At 66.3% G+C, this 14,982-nt stretch carries 13 protein-coding genes and 1 tRNA gene; 5 read left to right on the forward strand and 9 right to left on the reverse strand.

The annotated features are described in order from the left end of the window. Window positions 1-57: 57 nt before the first annotated feature. Window positions 58-133 (forward strand) — tRNA-Phe (locus H4P35_RS24940). 18 nt (window positions 134-151) lie between these two features. Then, complete coding sequence (locus H4P35_RS24945) at window positions 152-655, forward strand: 50S ribosome-binding protein YggL (RefSeq protein ID WP_152382831.1); 504 nt, start codon at window positions 152-154, stop codon at window positions 653-655. 84 nt (window positions 656-739) lie between these two features. Here the strand turns inward: H4P35_RS24945 and H4P35_RS24950 are convergent, their stop codons facing one another. Both H4P35_RS24950 and H4P35_RS24955 read right to left on the reverse strand, forming a co-directional pair. Next, window positions 740-1,435 carry a hypothetical protein gene (locus H4P35_RS24950; protein WP_217484616.1) on the reverse strand — a complete coding sequence of 232 codons (696 nt, stop codon included), beginning with the start codon at window positions 1,433-1,435 and terminating at the stop codon, window positions 740-742. Continuing rightward, a complete protein-coding gene (locus H4P35_RS24955; RefSeq protein WP_217484617.1) occupies window positions 1,428-2,015 on the reverse strand; it encodes a hypothetical protein in 588 nt (195 codons plus the stop codon). Before H4P35_RS24955 ends, H4P35_RS24950 begins: the two co-directional genes overlap by 8 nt. A gap of 199 nt (window positions 2,016-2,214) precedes the next feature. Here H4P35_RS24955 and H4P35_RS24960 point away from each other — a divergent pair, with 199 nt between their 5' ends. Further along, entirely contained in the window at window positions 2,215-4,674 is a 2,460-nt protein-coding gene (locus H4P35_RS24960; RefSeq protein ID WP_226847411.1) for a mechanosensitive ion channel domain-containing protein, read from the forward strand. A gap of 33 nt (window positions 4,675-4,707) precedes the next feature. Here the strand turns inward: H4P35_RS24960 and H4P35_RS24965 are convergent, their stop codons facing one another. Next, the gene (locus H4P35_RS24965) at window positions 4,708-5,178 is read right to left on the reverse strand and encodes an Lrp/AsnC family transcriptional regulator (protein WP_056319925.1); all 471 of its coding nucleotides are present in this window, start codon (window positions 5,176-5,178) and stop codon (window positions 4,708-4,710) included. Between the two features lie 207 nt (window positions 5,179-5,385). Here H4P35_RS24965 and H4P35_RS24970 point away from each other — a divergent pair, with 207 nt between their 5' ends. Together H4P35_RS24970 and H4P35_RS24975 are read left to right on the forward strand one after the other, a co-directional pair. Continuing rightward, window positions 5,386-6,030 carry a LysE family translocator gene (locus H4P35_RS24970; protein ID WP_180097327.1) on the forward strand — a complete coding sequence of 215 codons (645 nt, stop codon included), beginning with the start codon at window positions 5,386-5,388 and terminating at the stop codon, window positions 6,028-6,030. 53 nt (window positions 6,031-6,083) lie between these two features. Next, on the forward strand, window positions 6,084-6,989 hold the full coding sequence (locus tag H4P35_RS24975) for an EamA family transporter (protein WP_180097325.1): 906 nt from the start codon (window positions 6,084-6,086) through the stop codon (window positions 6,987-6,989). A gap of 23 nt (window positions 6,990-7,012) precedes the next feature. Here H4P35_RS24975 and H4P35_RS24980 read toward each other — a convergent pair whose 3' ends face one another. The 6 genes from H4P35_RS24980 to H4P35_RS25005 all read right to left on the reverse strand — a co-directional run bounded on the left by H4P35_RS24980 (window position 7,013) and on the right by H4P35_RS25005 (window position 14,977). Next, complete coding sequence (locus H4P35_RS24980; RefSeq protein ID WP_226849536.1) at window positions 7,013-7,984, reverse strand: tripartite tricarboxylate transporter substrate binding protein; 972 nt, start codon at window positions 7,982-7,984, stop codon at window positions 7,013-7,015. A gap of 45 nt (window positions 7,985-8,029) precedes the next feature. Further along, window positions 8,030-8,815: a 2-oxo-tetronate isomerase gene (gene otnI / locus H4P35_RS24985; RefSeq protein ID WP_226847413.1), complete on the reverse strand. Its 786-nt coding sequence runs from the start codon at window positions 8,813-8,815 to the stop codon at window positions 8,030-8,032. An 81-nt stretch (window positions 8,816-8,896) separates the two neighbouring features. Next, window positions 8,897-10,909 carry a TonB-dependent receptor domain-containing protein gene (locus H4P35_RS24990; protein ID WP_226849537.1) on the reverse strand — a complete coding sequence of 671 codons (2,013 nt, stop codon included), beginning with the start codon at window positions 10,907-10,909 and terminating at the stop codon, window positions 8,897-8,899. Between the two features lie 278 nt (window positions 10,910-11,187). Further along, window positions 11,188-12,237, reverse strand: a complete 1,050-nt coding sequence (locus tag H4P35_RS24995; RefSeq protein ID WP_056319935.1) for an ABC transporter substrate-binding protein — start codon at window positions 12,235-12,237, stop codon at window positions 11,188-11,190. A gap of 89 nt (window positions 12,238-12,326) precedes the next feature. Continuing rightward, window positions 12,327-13,310 (reverse strand): GTP-binding protein, encoded by a 984-nt coding sequence (locus tag H4P35_RS25000; protein ID WP_226847415.1) that lies wholly within the window; start codon window positions 13,308-13,310, stop codon window positions 12,327-12,329. Continuing rightward, window positions 13,310-14,977, reverse strand: coding sequence for an amidohydrolase family protein (locus H4P35_RS25005; RefSeq protein ID WP_180097316.1), 1,668 nt, complete (start codon window positions 14,975-14,977; stop codon window positions 13,310-13,312). Before H4P35_RS25005 ends, H4P35_RS25000 begins: the two co-directional genes overlap by 1 nt. Window positions 14,978-14,982: the final 5 nt, after the last annotated feature.

Raw genomic sequence — 14,982 nt, forward strand, 5'->3', positions numbered from 1 at the left:
GGCGGCGTGTGCGCCTCCACCTGTCCCGACATTTTGTGTATAGTGGCGGGCTTCGTTGGCCTGGTAGCTCAGTCGGTAGAGCAGAGGATTGAAAATCCTTGTGTCGGTGGTTCGATTCCGCCCCAGGCCACCAAAAATTCAGATCTTCGCCATGCCGGGGATCGTATCCCCAGCTCGGGCTGCTGCTTGCCCGATAGCTAGCGGGCGAGAGTGCCACGCCGACATCGCGGTCGTGCACCGCGGCGTACAAATTCCATCGCATCTCCCCGTCTTCAACGCCCGCGAGGTCTCCGTGCGTAAATATCGATCGATTGCCCCTGTAAATGGCCGCTTGCGCCGGCTCAACCGTCGCCAGCGCAAGAAGTTGCACGTCGGTGAATTCCAAGACTGTCTTTTCGAAGTTCGCGGGTCGCTCGTTAGCGACATCGATGATGGCGATGCGCTGCTCGATGCGTTCATCGCGTGGATCGAAAGCTGCGATCTCTACTTTGCCGGTTACGTCGGTCGAGGCAGGATCGATGGCATGGTGCTCACTTCGGTGGGATCTCCAACTGAAGCACAGCGGCAATCTGTCGTCCGCTGGTTCAAGGAGCGCCCAGAAGTCGCCGAAGTCGAGGCGGGAGAATTCCGAGATGCCTTTTACGGCTATGAATAGGCATTAACCCACGCGTCGCTCGCAATCCAAAGGCAGCACACGCCGCGCCAAGCAAATAGACTGCTCGCTCGGTCGCCCCCCACACTAAGCCCCCCGGGTATCTAAGCTCCTCAGCATTTTCAGCCGTCCCATGATCAGGTCGGCACGCTCGGGCTCTGCGAGCAGGCCTGGAAGCACATTCGCAAAATCGGGATTTTCGATGAGTTTGTCGATGGCGGACCCCACGGCCTGGCGCAACGCGGCAGGCGAATCGGCAAGTTCAGCGGCCAGTTCTTCTCGACCGTCCACGATGTTCAATACATCTTCCAAGTCGTGGCTGTTCATGAAGTCGCCACCTCCCCGGCCAGCAAACGCCTCCAATTTTGTGGAGACAAACGCGACGGCGCTAATCAGCTTGATCGTCACCCCAGATTCCAGCTCCATGTCGCCAGCCGTCTCGACGGCGTAGGAATACCATCGATTGGAAAAGCCTAAGATCTCCGGCTGAACGGGCATGAGATCGAAAAGCACGCCGGATTCTTTGTGCACCCAGCGGCAAATGACATCACTGCTGACATCGCGCGCAAACCCACGCGCCGCAACGGCTTCTTCGAACCTATGAAAAGCGGCACGATTGGCCTCCAGCACGGCGTCCACGTCGCGCGTCGCGCGTACGGGGTCGGCCAAAGGGTCCGTGATCAGCAGGCCCGCCACAGCGCCCCCGACAAATACAACTTGTTCCCGCAATTCACCCAGCGCCCTGGCGATGCTGCGTAAATAGGGCAAGTTGGGGTCATCCATTCGCATCGAGGACTCCTGCATCGGCGTGCATCAGTTCGGTCTCCAAAAGCTGGGTAGCGAGGTCGCGCTCACGGGCTCTGCCTGTGCGCAAGGCATCCACCAACGCCAGCATGCGGTGCAAGGCCGGGTCCGCAAGCGCGGCCTGCGGCGCCGTGCGATACAGCGGCGAAAGCGTTGGTCCCTTGGCGGCGCCCGTGGGATGCGCCCAGACGGGGGCCTCCCCCGGCGCGGCGTTCAAGCGGCTGGCTAGTGGCTCGGTGCCGAAAGCAGTTGGAATGCCACGCTTGACCGGCCCCGGTATCGCTGGCCAGACATATCGCACGCCGTGGACGACAAACTCCAGAATATTCGCTCTTACCGGCCGCCATTTGCCGCGTGCCGGCGCCACCGCCAACCCTGCCGCGACAGCCCGCTTGACGCTTGCGTGAGCCTCCGAGGCGCTCATGTGCAGCGCCGAACCCAGCGCAGCGTAGGTCCAGTGCTGCGGCGGGTGGGCAGCAGCCTTGAGCAGTACCAGGAGGTCTTGAGGCTTCAGGTCCATGAGCATATTCGCTATTCGCGAATAGCGAATATCACCCATGAACCAGTTTTTTGCAACTGCTATATACGGCGCTCAGCGCCAGAGGCGGTTTCCAAATTGGAGCCTTCCGCACGCTTGCGAACAACCCTTCCCGCAACAGCCCTTCTGGCCCGCCGCATTTCGCGATATCGTGACATGCCGCCGTTTCGCAGTCGATCCCAAGTAACCGCACGTCCGTCCCCCACCACGGAGTCGCACCATGCGCGCCCGCGCACGAATCCTCTTCTGGCTGTCTGGCCTGGTCCTGGGATGGGCGCGCGTGGCGCTTGCGGCAGAAACGCCGCCGCCTGCCGCGCCGCCCGCCGCGATCCAGATGGCCGAGATTCCGCTGCGGGCGGACACGGATTTGCGGTACGCCGAGGGCGTGTTGCAGCGCGCGGCGACGGCGGATCCGCTGACCGCGTTGATGCCGCCGCTCGATGCCATCGCCAAGTCCGCCGATGAAAAGCTTTACGAATTCCAGCCGGCCCAGCTGCGCAACTTTCCCATCATGCGGCTTGAAAGCCTGGAGAGGCACTGGCTTTTCGACGTGCGGCGGCTGGCGCGCTGGCGGGCCGACATGCGGCAGGCGACGGCCTGGTACGCCAGCGACGCAGCCGAGCTGCTGCGCCGGCGCACGGCCTGGCAGGCGATCAAGGACGCGCCGGGCGCGGCGGGGCTGCCGGCGGCACTGGCCGACCGCGTCGACGTGGTGATCGCGCAGTTGCTGGCCGCCAGCCAGGCGCTGTCCGTGCCGCTGTCGCGCCAGGTCGAACTGGAACAGCGGGCCAATGCGATCGAGGAACAGATCAAGGCAGGCCAGCGCCAGGTGATGGAGGCGATCAGCTACGTCGACGCGCGGCTATTGCGGGTGGATTCCCCGCCGCTCTGGGCGTTGGACTGGTCCGGACGATCCGACCAGGACACCATGACCCTTCTGCGCCAAGGTCTGGACATCGAGGTTCGCTTCGCGCGCGACTACGGCGCCGCCGGCGCCAGCAATCAGCGCGCGCTGCACACGTTGCAACTGCTGCTGCTGCCGCTGCTGATCTGGCTGGCCAGAAAGAGCCGCAACGCCATCCGCACCGGTGTCATGAGCGAAACCGCCGCCGGTGTGCTCGGGCGGCCGATCTCCACGTGGGTCCTGCTGTCGATGATGGGCGTGCTGGCCCTGGAGCCGGACGCGCCGTTGATGGTGCAGCAGATCGCCCTGGTGCTGGCGGCGGTGCCGGTGCTGCGCCTGCTTCCGCCCGCCAGCCGCCGGCATCTGGACCATTGGCCGCGCGTCATTACCGTGCTCTTCCTTGCCGAGCGGCTGGGCTTCCTGTTCCTGGCCAACACCCTCTTCTATCGCCTGTCGACCGTGGCGGCGGCGGTGGCGGCCCTGACGGCCATTCTGTGGCTCCTGGCGCGCGGACGGCGCCAGACCTATCCGCCCGGCTCCGAGCGGCTGGTGCGCGCCTTGCGCGCCGTCGCCTGGTGCGCGGCGGGGCTGCTGTGCGTGTCGCTTGGCGCGAACCTCATCGGCAATGTGTCGCTGTCCGAGATGCTGACCAGCGGCATCATCGGCAGCGGCTACTTCGGGCTGGTGCTGTACGCGGGCGTGACCGTCATCATCACGCTGCTGCAGCTTCTGCTGGCCCGCCAGGGCATCTCGCGCTTCCGGCTTGCGCGCGAACACGCGCCGCCGCTGGTGCTGCTGCTGATCCGGCTTGTCAGCGCCGCCGCAGTCGTGGGCTGGGCGGTCTACACCATGGACCGCTTCCGCGTCCTGCGCGCCACCTACGCCTTCGTGACGCAGGTGCTGTCCTATACGCTGGAAGTCGGCGAGGTCTCGATCAGCCTGGGCAACATCCTGGTCTTCGCGATCTCGGTCGTGATTGCCTTCTGGGCCGCGCGCGCGGTGCGTCTTATCCTGCACGACGAGGTTCTGACCCGCATGTCGCTGCCGCGCGGCGTCGGCAACAGCATCGCCTCGCTGTCGTACTACCTGGTGCTGCTGCTGGGATTGGGCATCGCGCTGTCGGCCGCGGGTTTCCAGACCAGCCAGCTCACCATCGTGTTCGGCGCCTTGGGCGTGGGCATCGGCTTTGGCCTGCAGGGCGTGGTGAACAACTTCGTGTCAGGCCTGATCCTGATGTTCGAGCGGCCGATCCAGCCCGGCGATGTCGTGGAGATCGGCGGCACGTCGGGCCAGGTGCGGGATATCGGCATGCGCGCCACCCGCATCAAGACGTTCGACGGCGCCGACGTGATCGTCCCGAACGGCACGCTGCTGTCCGACAAGCTGACCAACTGGACGATGCTGGACCGCAGCCGCAGGATCGAGATCAGCATCGGGCTGGCCTACGGCACCGACCCGCGGCAGGTGCTCGCGCTGCTGGACGACGTCGCGCGGCAGACGCCGGGCGTCGTCACGGAGCCTGCGCCGATGGTGCTCTTCATGGGCTTTGGCGCCAGCACGCTGGATTTCAGCTTGCGCGCGTGGACCTACGACTTCGACCGGTGGATCGAGATCCGCAGCGACATGCTGGCGCGGATGTACGACACGCTGCGGGACGCGGGCATCCAGATCCCCTTTCCGCAGCGGGACTTGCACTTGCGCAGTGTTTCGGAAGAGGCTGGCCGTGCGATCTTCGCGGCCAGGCAACCCGGACCGGACGCCCCGTCTGCGGGCTGAAGCTGTACCTTAAGCGCCGGTCTCGGCGCCGGTTCACCCGCCGGCCATCACCGGCACCGTCAACCCGTTCTTGACCCGGCTCATCACCACCAGCGTCGAGAACCGCTTCACGTTCGGATTGCCCCAGAAGTAACGCTGCGCGAACACCTCGTATTCGGCCATGTCGCGCATGGTGAGCGTCAGCACGAAATCGACCTCGCCGGTCACCGACAGGCATTGCATGATTTCGGGCGCGTTCTGCATGGCGCGCTTGAACTGGTCGAGTTTGTCGGCGCGTTCGCTTTCCAATGACACCAGCACAACCATCGTGATGCCGCGGCCCACGGCGGCGGGGTCGACGACGGACACGTCCGCCGTCACCACCTTGGCTTCGCGCAGCCGCTTCATGCGGCGCAGGCACGATACCGGCGACAGGTTCACGCGTTGTGCGACGTCCTGGCTGGTGCGCTGGTTGTCTTCCTGCAGGCTTTGCAGGATCTGCAGGTCGAAATCGTCTAGTTCCATGAGGCGCTCGGAACGCGGGGAAATGGCGCCCAGGATGGCGCGGGGAGAGGCTATTCGAGGATTCTAATCGGGGCGGCGATGCAATCCCTCGCGATTTCGACGGGAAACTTCATTTCGGGTCCGCCGGACGCAGGAATTATTCAGGCCGCTTGCTTACACTGGGAGCCCTCCGCCCGCACATGCGGGATTTTTCACGCTGCACCCGCAATGCCCTCACTCCAGTTGTTCCTGCTGTTCCTGGCCGCCGATGCGGCCTTGAAGCTTACGCCCGGCCCCGACATGGCGCTTACGCTGTCGCGAGGCATGACGCAGGGATTCCGCCCCGCCTTCCATAGCGTGCTGGGCAACGTGGCGGCCGGGTTCATCCAGGTGCCCGCTGTGGTGCTGGGGCTGGCGTCGGTGCTGCGGACCTTTCCCACGCTGTTCGTCGGCATCAAGGCGGCGGGCGGCCTGTACCTGGGCTATCTGGGCATCAAGGCCATGATCCGGTGCGCGAACGCCGCCGAGGTGTCGCTGGCGGCCCGGCCCGGCGACGCGCGCGACGCCTTCTGGCAGGGCTTCATCACCAATCTGCTGAACCCGAAGGTGCTGCTTTTCATGATCGCCTTCCTGCCGCAGTTCACCTCGCCGGACAACGGACCGGTCTGGATCCAGATGCTGGTGCTGGGCGTCACGATGAAGGCGCTCAGCCTGCCCTACGGCAGCTGCTTTGCGTACGGCGCATCGCGCATCCGCGGCTGGGTCGGGCGCAACCCCTGGTTCCTGCGCATGCAGCAGGGGCTGCTGGGCGCAATCATGTTCGGGCTGGCGATCTACGTGCTGATTTCCACAGCGATGCATCCACAGCCCTGACCGCTCATTCGCCCGCCTGAACCGACGACGCCATTGCAAACCCTCAGCCTTCCATGACCGCCGCCACCTTGAACAACGGACACCCCAGCGCCACGTCCACGCTGCTGCCCACCCTGTCGCTGATTGGCGCCATGGCCTCCTTGTGCGTGGGCACGTCATTCGCCAAATCGCTGTTTCCCGAAGTGGGCGCGCAAGGCACCACCGCATATCGCATCGTCATCGGCGCCATCATCCTGCTGGCCTTCTGGCGGCCCTGGCGCTTTCCGCTCACGCGCCGCAACGCCGCAAAGATTGCCCTGTACGGCGTGACGCTGGCGTGCATGAACCTGCTGTTCTACATGGCGCTCAAGACCCTGCCGCTGGGCATTGCCATTGCCATCGAATTCACCGGGCCGCTCACGCTGGCCGTCGTGCTGTCGCGGCGCGCCATCGACTTCGTCTGGATCGCCTGCGCGCTGGCCGGCCTGATCCTGCTGATCCCCACCGGGCAATCCGTGCACGACCTCGATCCGCAAGGCATCGCGTACGCGCTGGGCGCGGCCGTGTGCTGGGCGCTGTACATCATCTTCGGCAAGATGGCCGGAAACGTGCATGGCGGACAGGCCACGTCGCTGGGCCTTCTGGCGGCCACGATGGTGGCCCTGCCGGTCGGCGCGGCGCACGCGGGCATGGCGCTGCTGGATCCCAAACTGATCCTGGCCGGCGTGGCCGTCGGGATCCTGTCCAGCGCCCTGCCTTACTCGCTGGAAATGGTGGCGCTGCGGCGGCTGCCGCAAAAGACCTTCGGCGTGCTGCTCAGCATGGAGCCGGCGATGGGCGCGCTGGCGGGGGTGGTGGTGCTCAACGAGCACCTGTCGCAGACGCAATGGCTGGCCATCTGCGGCATCATCATCGCGTCCGCCGGCTGCGCAGCCACGGCGCAGCGTAGCCGCAAGGCGCCGATCCCGGTGCCCGACTGAACGTTCCGGCGGCGCCCGCCCGCTCACTGGCCCGACAGCCCCTTGCTCCGGATGACCGCGCCCCAGCGCGCGTGCTCCTGGCGCGCGTAAGCCTCGAACGCCTGCGGCGTGCTGCCGGCCGGTTCCATGCCCTGCAAGGTAAGCTGCTTGACCACGTCCGGCGAGGCCAGGGCTTGCCGGATTGCGCGGCTAAGCGTCTCCACCACCGGCGCCGGCGTGCCGGCCGGGGCCACCACGCCCTGCCAGGCCGCCGCCTCGAAAGCCGGACCGCCCGCCTCGGCAAAGGTCGGCACGTTGGCCAGTTGCCCGGATCGGGCGGCGGACGGCACCGCGATGCCATGCAGCCTGCCCGCCTGGATCAGCGGCCGCGCGGCGGCCAGGTCCGCCATCATCAGCGGCACCACGCCAGCAGCAACGTCCTGAAGCGCCGGCGGCGTCCCCTTGTACGGCACGGCCGTGGCGCGTCCCCCGATCGTTTCCATGAACAATTCCATCGCCAGATGGTGCGGACTGCCCACGCCCAGCGAGGCGTAACTGCCCGGTTCCGTGCGCTTCAGATACGTCTTGACGTCGTCCAGCGTGCGCAGCCCGGAATCCGGGGCGGTCACCAGGACGATGGGCAGCGCCACCAGCGTGGACACCGGCGTGAAATCGGCCTGGGGATCGTAGGGCAAATCGCTGTAGAGCCATGGGTTGAGCGCCAGCGTGCTCATGCCGGCGGTCAGCACCGTGTAGCCATCTGGTTGCGCGCGGGCGGCCTCCTGCGCGGCGACGATGGTGGCCGCGCCGGGCCGGTTCTCGACCACCACCGGCTGGCCCAGCGTCTGGCCGACATGCCGGGCCACGATGCGCGTGGCCAGGTCGCTGCCGCCGCCAGCACTGAACGGCACCAGCCAGCGGATGGGGCGATCGGGATATCCGGCCGCCACCGACGCGGCTGGAATGGCCGCCGCCAGCGCGGCCGACAACAGCATGCGCAGCACGCCCTGAAACATGGAGCTCACTCCTTTTTGCACTTCGATTGGGGGCATTGCGCGGGATCAGGCGCGGGCGGCGTTCAGCCAACGCAGGCCTGCCGAGGTCGCGCCCGCGGGGCGGTACTCGCAGCCGATCCAGCCGCCGTACTGCAACTCACGCAGCACGCCGAAGATCCAGCCGTAATCGAGTTCGCCGCGGTCGGGCTCCTGGCGCAGCGGCACCCCGGCGATCTGCAGATGGCCGACCCGCCCGGTGGGCAGGTATTCGCGCAGCTTGGCGGTGACGTCGCCCTCGACGATCTGGCAGTGGTAGAGGTCCATCTGGACTTTCAGGTTGGGCGCGTCGACAGCCTGCACGACGGCGTGCGCCTCGTCCTGGCGGTTCAGGAAGTAGCCGGGGATGTCGCGCGTGTTGATCGGCTCGATCAGCAGTGTGACGCCGGCGGACCGGGCCTCGCGCGCAGCCCAGTCCAGATTGGCCAGATAGCAGTCCCGCATCTCATCGCGCGACGCGTCCGGCGGCGCCACGCCCGCCATCACGTGGACGTTGGAACAAGACAGCGCGGTGGCATAGCAGAGCGCCTGCTCGATGCCGGCCTGGAATTCTTCCTGCCTGCCCGGCAGCGCCGCCAGGCCGCGGTCGCCCTGCGCGGTGATGCCGGGCGGCGCATTGAACAGCACCTGCGCCACGCCGGCGGCATCCATGCGCTCGCGCACGAACGCGGCGGGCGCTTCATACGGAAACATGCATTCCACGCCCGCAAAGCCGTCTGCCGCTGCCGCCGCATAGCGGTCCAGGAACGCATGTTCCGGGTACATCATCGACAGATTGGCGGCGAATTTCAGCATGGCGGGCTCCTGGCGCGTGATGCCGCCGCGGGCGGCGGCATCCGCCGAAAATAGCACAGCCGGGCGCCGCCCCCAACCCGGTCAGTACGTCATGCGCACGCCCAGCAACACGCTGCGTCCGGGCAATGGCGCCACCGACGAGATGAACGACGCGTGGTTGTAGGCCAGCTTGTTCAACAGGTTGGTGCCGCGCAGGTAGACCTCGTAGCCCGTCGCGCCGTACTGGCCGCGATACGCGACGACCGCGTTGACCATGTTGTAGCCCGGGGTGGTGTCCTCGTACGCCGCAATGTCCTTCTGCGCGAATACGCGCGCGTATTCGACGCCGCCCGACCACTGCTGCCACTTGAAGTTGCCGCGCACGCCCGCGCGCCCCGCCGGAATGCGCGGCAGATTGCCGTCGCCGCCCGTCAGCCTGCCGCGCACGTAGTCGCCGAACACCGCCGCCGAGAAGACCGGCGTGAACTGGTGCCGCAGCTCGCCTTCCACGCCCGTGAATTCCGCATCCTGCTGCGTGTATTCGATCAGGCGGAAATCCTCAAAGCGATCCAGCGTATTGGCGTAGATGTAGTTCTTGACGCGGTTGTGGAACACGCTGGCCGAGAACGTCGTGTCGCCCGAATGCTTGCGCAGCGTCAAGTCGATGTTGTGCGACGTTTCGCGCGTCAGGTCCGGATTACCCAGTTCATACGTATTGGTGGCAAGGTGAACGCCGTCCGCATACAGTTCCTGCGCGTTGGGCAGGCGCTGCGAGCGCGACAGCGACAACGCCACCGAATACTGCGGCGCGAAGTCCCAGATCGCGGCGGCCGACAGCGACGTGCCCGACAGGCTGCTGCGCGGCGCGCCGCCCGACGGCGACACGCGCTGCCAGTCCTGACGCGCGCCCAGCTCGAACCGCCAGTCGTTCAACTGGTATTCCTCCAGCACGAAAATGCCGTTCGACCGCGTCTTGCTGGGCGGCAGGAACGCCTCTTCGCCTTCGGCGCTGAAATCGCTGTACGCATTCTGCAGACCGATCACGCCGCGCCACCCGGCGATAGGCTTGTGCTGCAGCTCCACCCGCATGTCGTAGCCCTTGTTCTTGAAGCGCGTGCCAACCTCGCCGCCTTCGATCTCGTCGTGCTGGTAGTCCGTCAGGCCGCCGCGAAAGCGGATCTTCTCGAAGCCGGCGAACGGATCCTGGTATTCCGCGCGCAGATCCACCCGGTTGCTGCGCAGCTTCACGTAGGGCACGCCGCCATGCTCGTGATCGTGGTCGTGGTCTTCCTCGCCCTCGTCGCCGTGGTCATGATCGTGGCCGCCGCAGTGCAGATGCGTGCCGTGCGGGTGGCACCCTTCGTACTCGTGGTTGTGGCCGGGCAGGCCGTATTCGCTTTGCAGATGCGTGAAGGCCACGCCCACATAGCCGCGCGGCGTGATCCACGACATGCCCACCGAGCCCTGCGTCGATTCGCTGTACGACCCTTCCAGCGTGCCGCCGGGCCAATCCGGCACGTCGTAGTCGCTGGTGCGGCGCTTCATGCCTTCGACGCGCACCGCGAACTGGCCTTCGCCCGCCGTGATGCCCACGGCACCGGCGCGCTCCTTTGTGCCGGTGGCGCCGCGCAGCTCGGCTTCGGCGGCGATGCCCTTCTCCGGCACCTCGGTGGGGATTTTCTTGTCCACCACGTTCACCACGCCGCCGATCGCGCCGCCGCCGTACAGCAGCGTGGCCGGCCCGCGCAGGACTTCGATGCGATCGGCCAAAAGGGGCTCGACCGTCACGGCATGGTCAGGAGAGATAGCCGAGGCGTCCATCACTTCGGACCCATCCGACAGCACCTTCACACGGGGCGCGGTCTGCCCACGGATCACCGGGCGGCTGGCGCCGCCGCCAAACGTGTCGCTGTTCACGCCCGGCAGGTTCTTGAGGGTCTCGCCCAGCGTCCCGTTGCGCTGCTCGATCAGCGCGTCCCCTTCCAGGACCGAGGCGGGCAGCGTGGTGCTGTTCAAGTCCAGCCCCAACGGGTTGGCGGACACGGTGATCGGCGCGACGGTCTGAGCGCGCGTCTCGCCCTCTGTCTGCGCCTGCGCCACGGGCGCCATCAGCATCAGCGAGCACACCAGCGGTTTCAACGGCGCCCGGCCATGTGAACGGCTGCGCAAGACCTTCACGCGCGCTTTCCCCAACCCCAGCTTCTTTCCTTTCATCTTCGCTCTCTCGGATGTTATATCATTACAAAACGCAGACGGATGATATAACATTTCATAACTGACGCAGCAGCTCCCCCAATGAAAAAGCGCGATTCCCATGCGGGAATCGCGCTTCGATGACGCGGACAACGATGAAACGGACAACCGGAAAGGCGGGAACGGCGCCCGCCCGTCGATCAGCCCGCCTTGAACTCCTTGTTCCAGAATTCGAGCATGTCCGCCTTCTTCTCGGTCAAGCCCTTCAGGTCGTAGGCGTGCAACAGCTTGACCTCGGCGTCCGAAAAACCCACCCGCTTCAACGCTTCCGGCAACTGCGCATTGGTCACGGTGGGCGCATAGCCCATCTTTTCGGCAAAGCCGATCTGCCCTTGCGGATCCAGCATGGCGTTCAGATAGGCCCAGGCCGCGTCCTTGTTGCGGCTGTTCTTGGCGACGGCCGCTTCAAACGACACCGGCACAGAGCCTTCCTTCGGGATGACAAAGCCCAGCGGCAGACCGCTGTCCTTCCATTGCAGCGCGCGAGCCTTCCACATGACGGCGATCGCGATTTCGCCGGACTTGAAGGCGGCGGCAACGGCTTCGTTGGACGGGTAGATGCGCGGCGCGTTGGGCTTGAGCTTGGCCAGAAAGCGCTTGCCGCCCTCGAAATCCTTGGTGTTGCCGTCCGCGCCCAGGCCCACGAAGACCGAGTTGTAGAGATAGAGAATGTCGGAAAAGCCGACCTGGCCCTTCCACTTCGGATCCAGCAGCACCTGCAGCGAATCCGGCGGGGTCGGGAATTTCTCGGTGTTGTAGACCAGGGTCATCGCGCTGAAGATGTGCGGAATCGAATACGGCGTCTTCAGCGTGTCGATGGCGTTGGCCAGGTTGGGCAGCTTCTTGGTGTCCAGCGGTTCCAACGTGCCCGAGCGCTCGGCGTCGTACATGTCGACTTCGCCCAGCAGCGCCACGTCCATGCTGCCGCGGCGCGAGTTCTTTTCGGCGCGCAGCTTGGTCACGCGCCCCACGGCGTTGCCCGTGTCGTAGACCACCTTCACGTCCTGCTTGGCGACGATGGGATTGATGATCTGCTGCAGCAGGTTCTGGTAATCGCCGCCCCAGGTGCCCACCACGATTTCCTTTTCGGCCGCATTGGCCATGCCGGGCAGCCAACCCAGGGCGGGCGCCAGGGCCAGGCCGGAGGCGGTCTTGATGAAGCCACGGCGATTCAGGTTTTTCTCTTGCATAACAACCTCGTATCGAAGGGAACTGACGACTTGCTACGATGCGCCGCGCGGCAGGCCAGTCTGGCGCGCGGCCTTGGGTTCAACAGGATTCAGACCAGCATTTGCACCGGCGCATCCGGCGAGGACGCGCGGATCTCGTCGGCCTCGATGTCGCGCGCGATCACGATGATCGCGTCGCGCGCATCGGGCTGCCGCGTCAGCCGCTGCGGCAGGCTGAACGTCGAGCCGACCGACTGGATCAGGATGGGTTCCTCGCAGTCCGTGACGCGCACCACCGCCTTCACGCGTAGCAGGCGGTCGCCGCACAGGCCGGCCAGGTTATCCAGCCACTCGGAAAAATCGGTCCAGCTGATGCCGCTTTGGGCGCGCGCCGCCATGACGCGGATGCGCGGATGCGCCGCGCCCTGCCCGCCTGCGGCAAGCACTCGCGCCGCCAGGCCGGCCAGGTCGGACGTGCCTTGCGACGGCGCGAACGCGGCCTGCACCGCGCGCCGGCGATCCGGTTCCGCGACGATCTCGGCAAGCGGATTCAACGCCTCGGCGCGCGCGGCGCGTTCGCCCAGCGCGCCGGGCACGGCGGGCAGCAGATCGGTCTTGGTCAATACGATGCGATGGGCCGCGCCAAACTGCGCCATCGCTTCGTCCATCTCGGCCAGCGCGTCGGGATCGCGTGCGCAGTCGTCGGTGCAGACCACCGTCAGCCGCAGGCCGCGGCTGGCCAATTCCGGATCCGCCAGCGACGCGATGATCGGGCCGGGCCGCGACAGGCCGCTGCACTCCAGGACGACGCGTTGCAACGGACCCTCGCCTTCAGGCCGGGGCGCATCCAGCAGCGCGCTCAGCGTGTAGACCAGATCGCTGCGCAACGAGCAGCAGACGCAGCCGTTGGCCATCAAGGTCATCGGCACGTTGTCGCTGTCGTTGGCCACGATCGCCCCATCCACGCCGACCTCGCCCGCCTCGTTGACGATCACGCCCGTATCGCGCGATTCCGGATCGCGCAGGTATTCCACCAGCAGCGTCGTCTTGCCGCTGCCCAGGAACCCGCACAACAGGAAAAGGTCGACGGCCATCAGGTCACGTCCTCGCCCGGGTCGCCCGAGTCGCAGGGCGACCCAGCCGGCGCGCCGCCGGTGGGCGGGCGCTCGCCGTCGGGATCGTCGGCCCAGCTGTCCCGCACCATGGCGCGCACGTCCGCCAGCAGCTCGGCGGTGTCGTACACCACGCCCGACTTGATGGTGGTCTGCAGGCAGCGCTTCCATTCGACCTTGGCGGTGTCGTCGTTCAGGCGCATGGCGCCGGTGCCGAACAGCAGCTTGAAGTCGGTGAGCGGATTCTGGTCGTGGATCAAGAGGTCGGCGCGCTTTTGCACGTCGATGGAGCCGGTGTCGTCATCGATGCCCAGCAGCGCCGCGCTGTGCGACGTGGCCGCGCGCAGCACCTCGATGGGATGAAAGCCCGCTTCCTGCAGCAGTTCCAGTTCGCGGATGAAGCCGAAGCCGTAGATCTGGTAGATGAAGCCCGAATCGCTGCCCGCGCAGACGCGTCCGCCCAGGTTCTTGTATTCGTTGATGAACTGCATCCACAGCCGGTAGTTCTGCTTCCATTCGATCTCATTGGTGGTGCTCCAGCGATACCAGTAGGCGCCGTGGCCGCCGCGCTGCGGCTGGAAGTAGCGCCACACCGCCTTCCACGTGTACTCGTCGTGCCAGTCCGCACGGCGCGCGCGCATCAGGTCGCGGTTGGCGTCGTAGATGTTGAAGGTGGGCACGAAGGTGTGACCGATTTCCAGGAACTCGTCCATGACCTGGCGCCACTTGGCCGAACCCGGCTGCGCGGCCTGCATGAAGGTCTGGCCCGCCACCGCGAAGCGGTAGTACTCGTCGCTGTAGTTGTAGTCCGTGGGAAACGACTGCACCACGCGGTCTTCGAACAGCGCCTCGGGCAGGCCGTAGTAATGTTCGGAGCTGGTCAGTCCCCAGCGCGCGGATTTCAGCGCATTCACGCGCGTCACCGCCATCTGGGCGTGATGGCAGCCCGAACGCAGGCCCACCTTGGCCGCCTCGTCCAGCGCTGCTTCCATGATGGCCGGCGGCGCGCCAAAGAACTTGATGCCGTCCGCGCCGCGCGCGGCCAGCTTGCGCACCCATTCGCGGCCCTGCTCCGGCGTGTGGATGGTCTTGACGCGATCGTTCACGGCGGGAAACACGGAATGCACGATCATGCGCGGCGCCGCGATCTGGTTGGCCGCGGACAGCTCGCGCTGCTCCATCGTCCAGCCCAGGCCGCCCATCGCGCCCATCTCGCGCACGGTGGTCACGCCATGCGCCAGCCACAGCTTGTAGATGTAGTCGGCGGGCGGCACGATGCCGCTCATCGCGTGATACGGCGTGCCGATGTGCGCGTGCGCGTCGACAAAGCCGGGCGTCACGAACTTGCCGTGGCAGTCGATCTCGTGATCGCCGGGGCCGGGACGGCGCTTGGGGTCGATGGCCTTGTGCGGCGTGCCCACGTTCACCAGCGCGGTGATGCGATCGTTCTCGATCACGATATCCACCGGGCCCCAGGGCGGCGCGCCGGTGCCGTCGATGATCGTGGCCCCGCGCAGGATCAGCCGCGGAAACGGCCCCAGGCCGCGATCGCGCGGCGCGGGCGCCGAGGGCGGATGCCACCCCTTGGCCGCGTTGACGTCGCGGGATTCCTCGCCAACTTCCGACTGCGAAAACGTGGGATCGCTCATGGCCC

The sequence above is a fragment of the Achromobacter sp. 77 genome, assembly GCF_020541125.1.
Taxonomy (GTDB): domain Bacteria; phylum Pseudomonadota; class Gammaproteobacteria; order Burkholderiales; family Burkholderiaceae_B; genus Achromobacter; species Achromobacter mucicolens.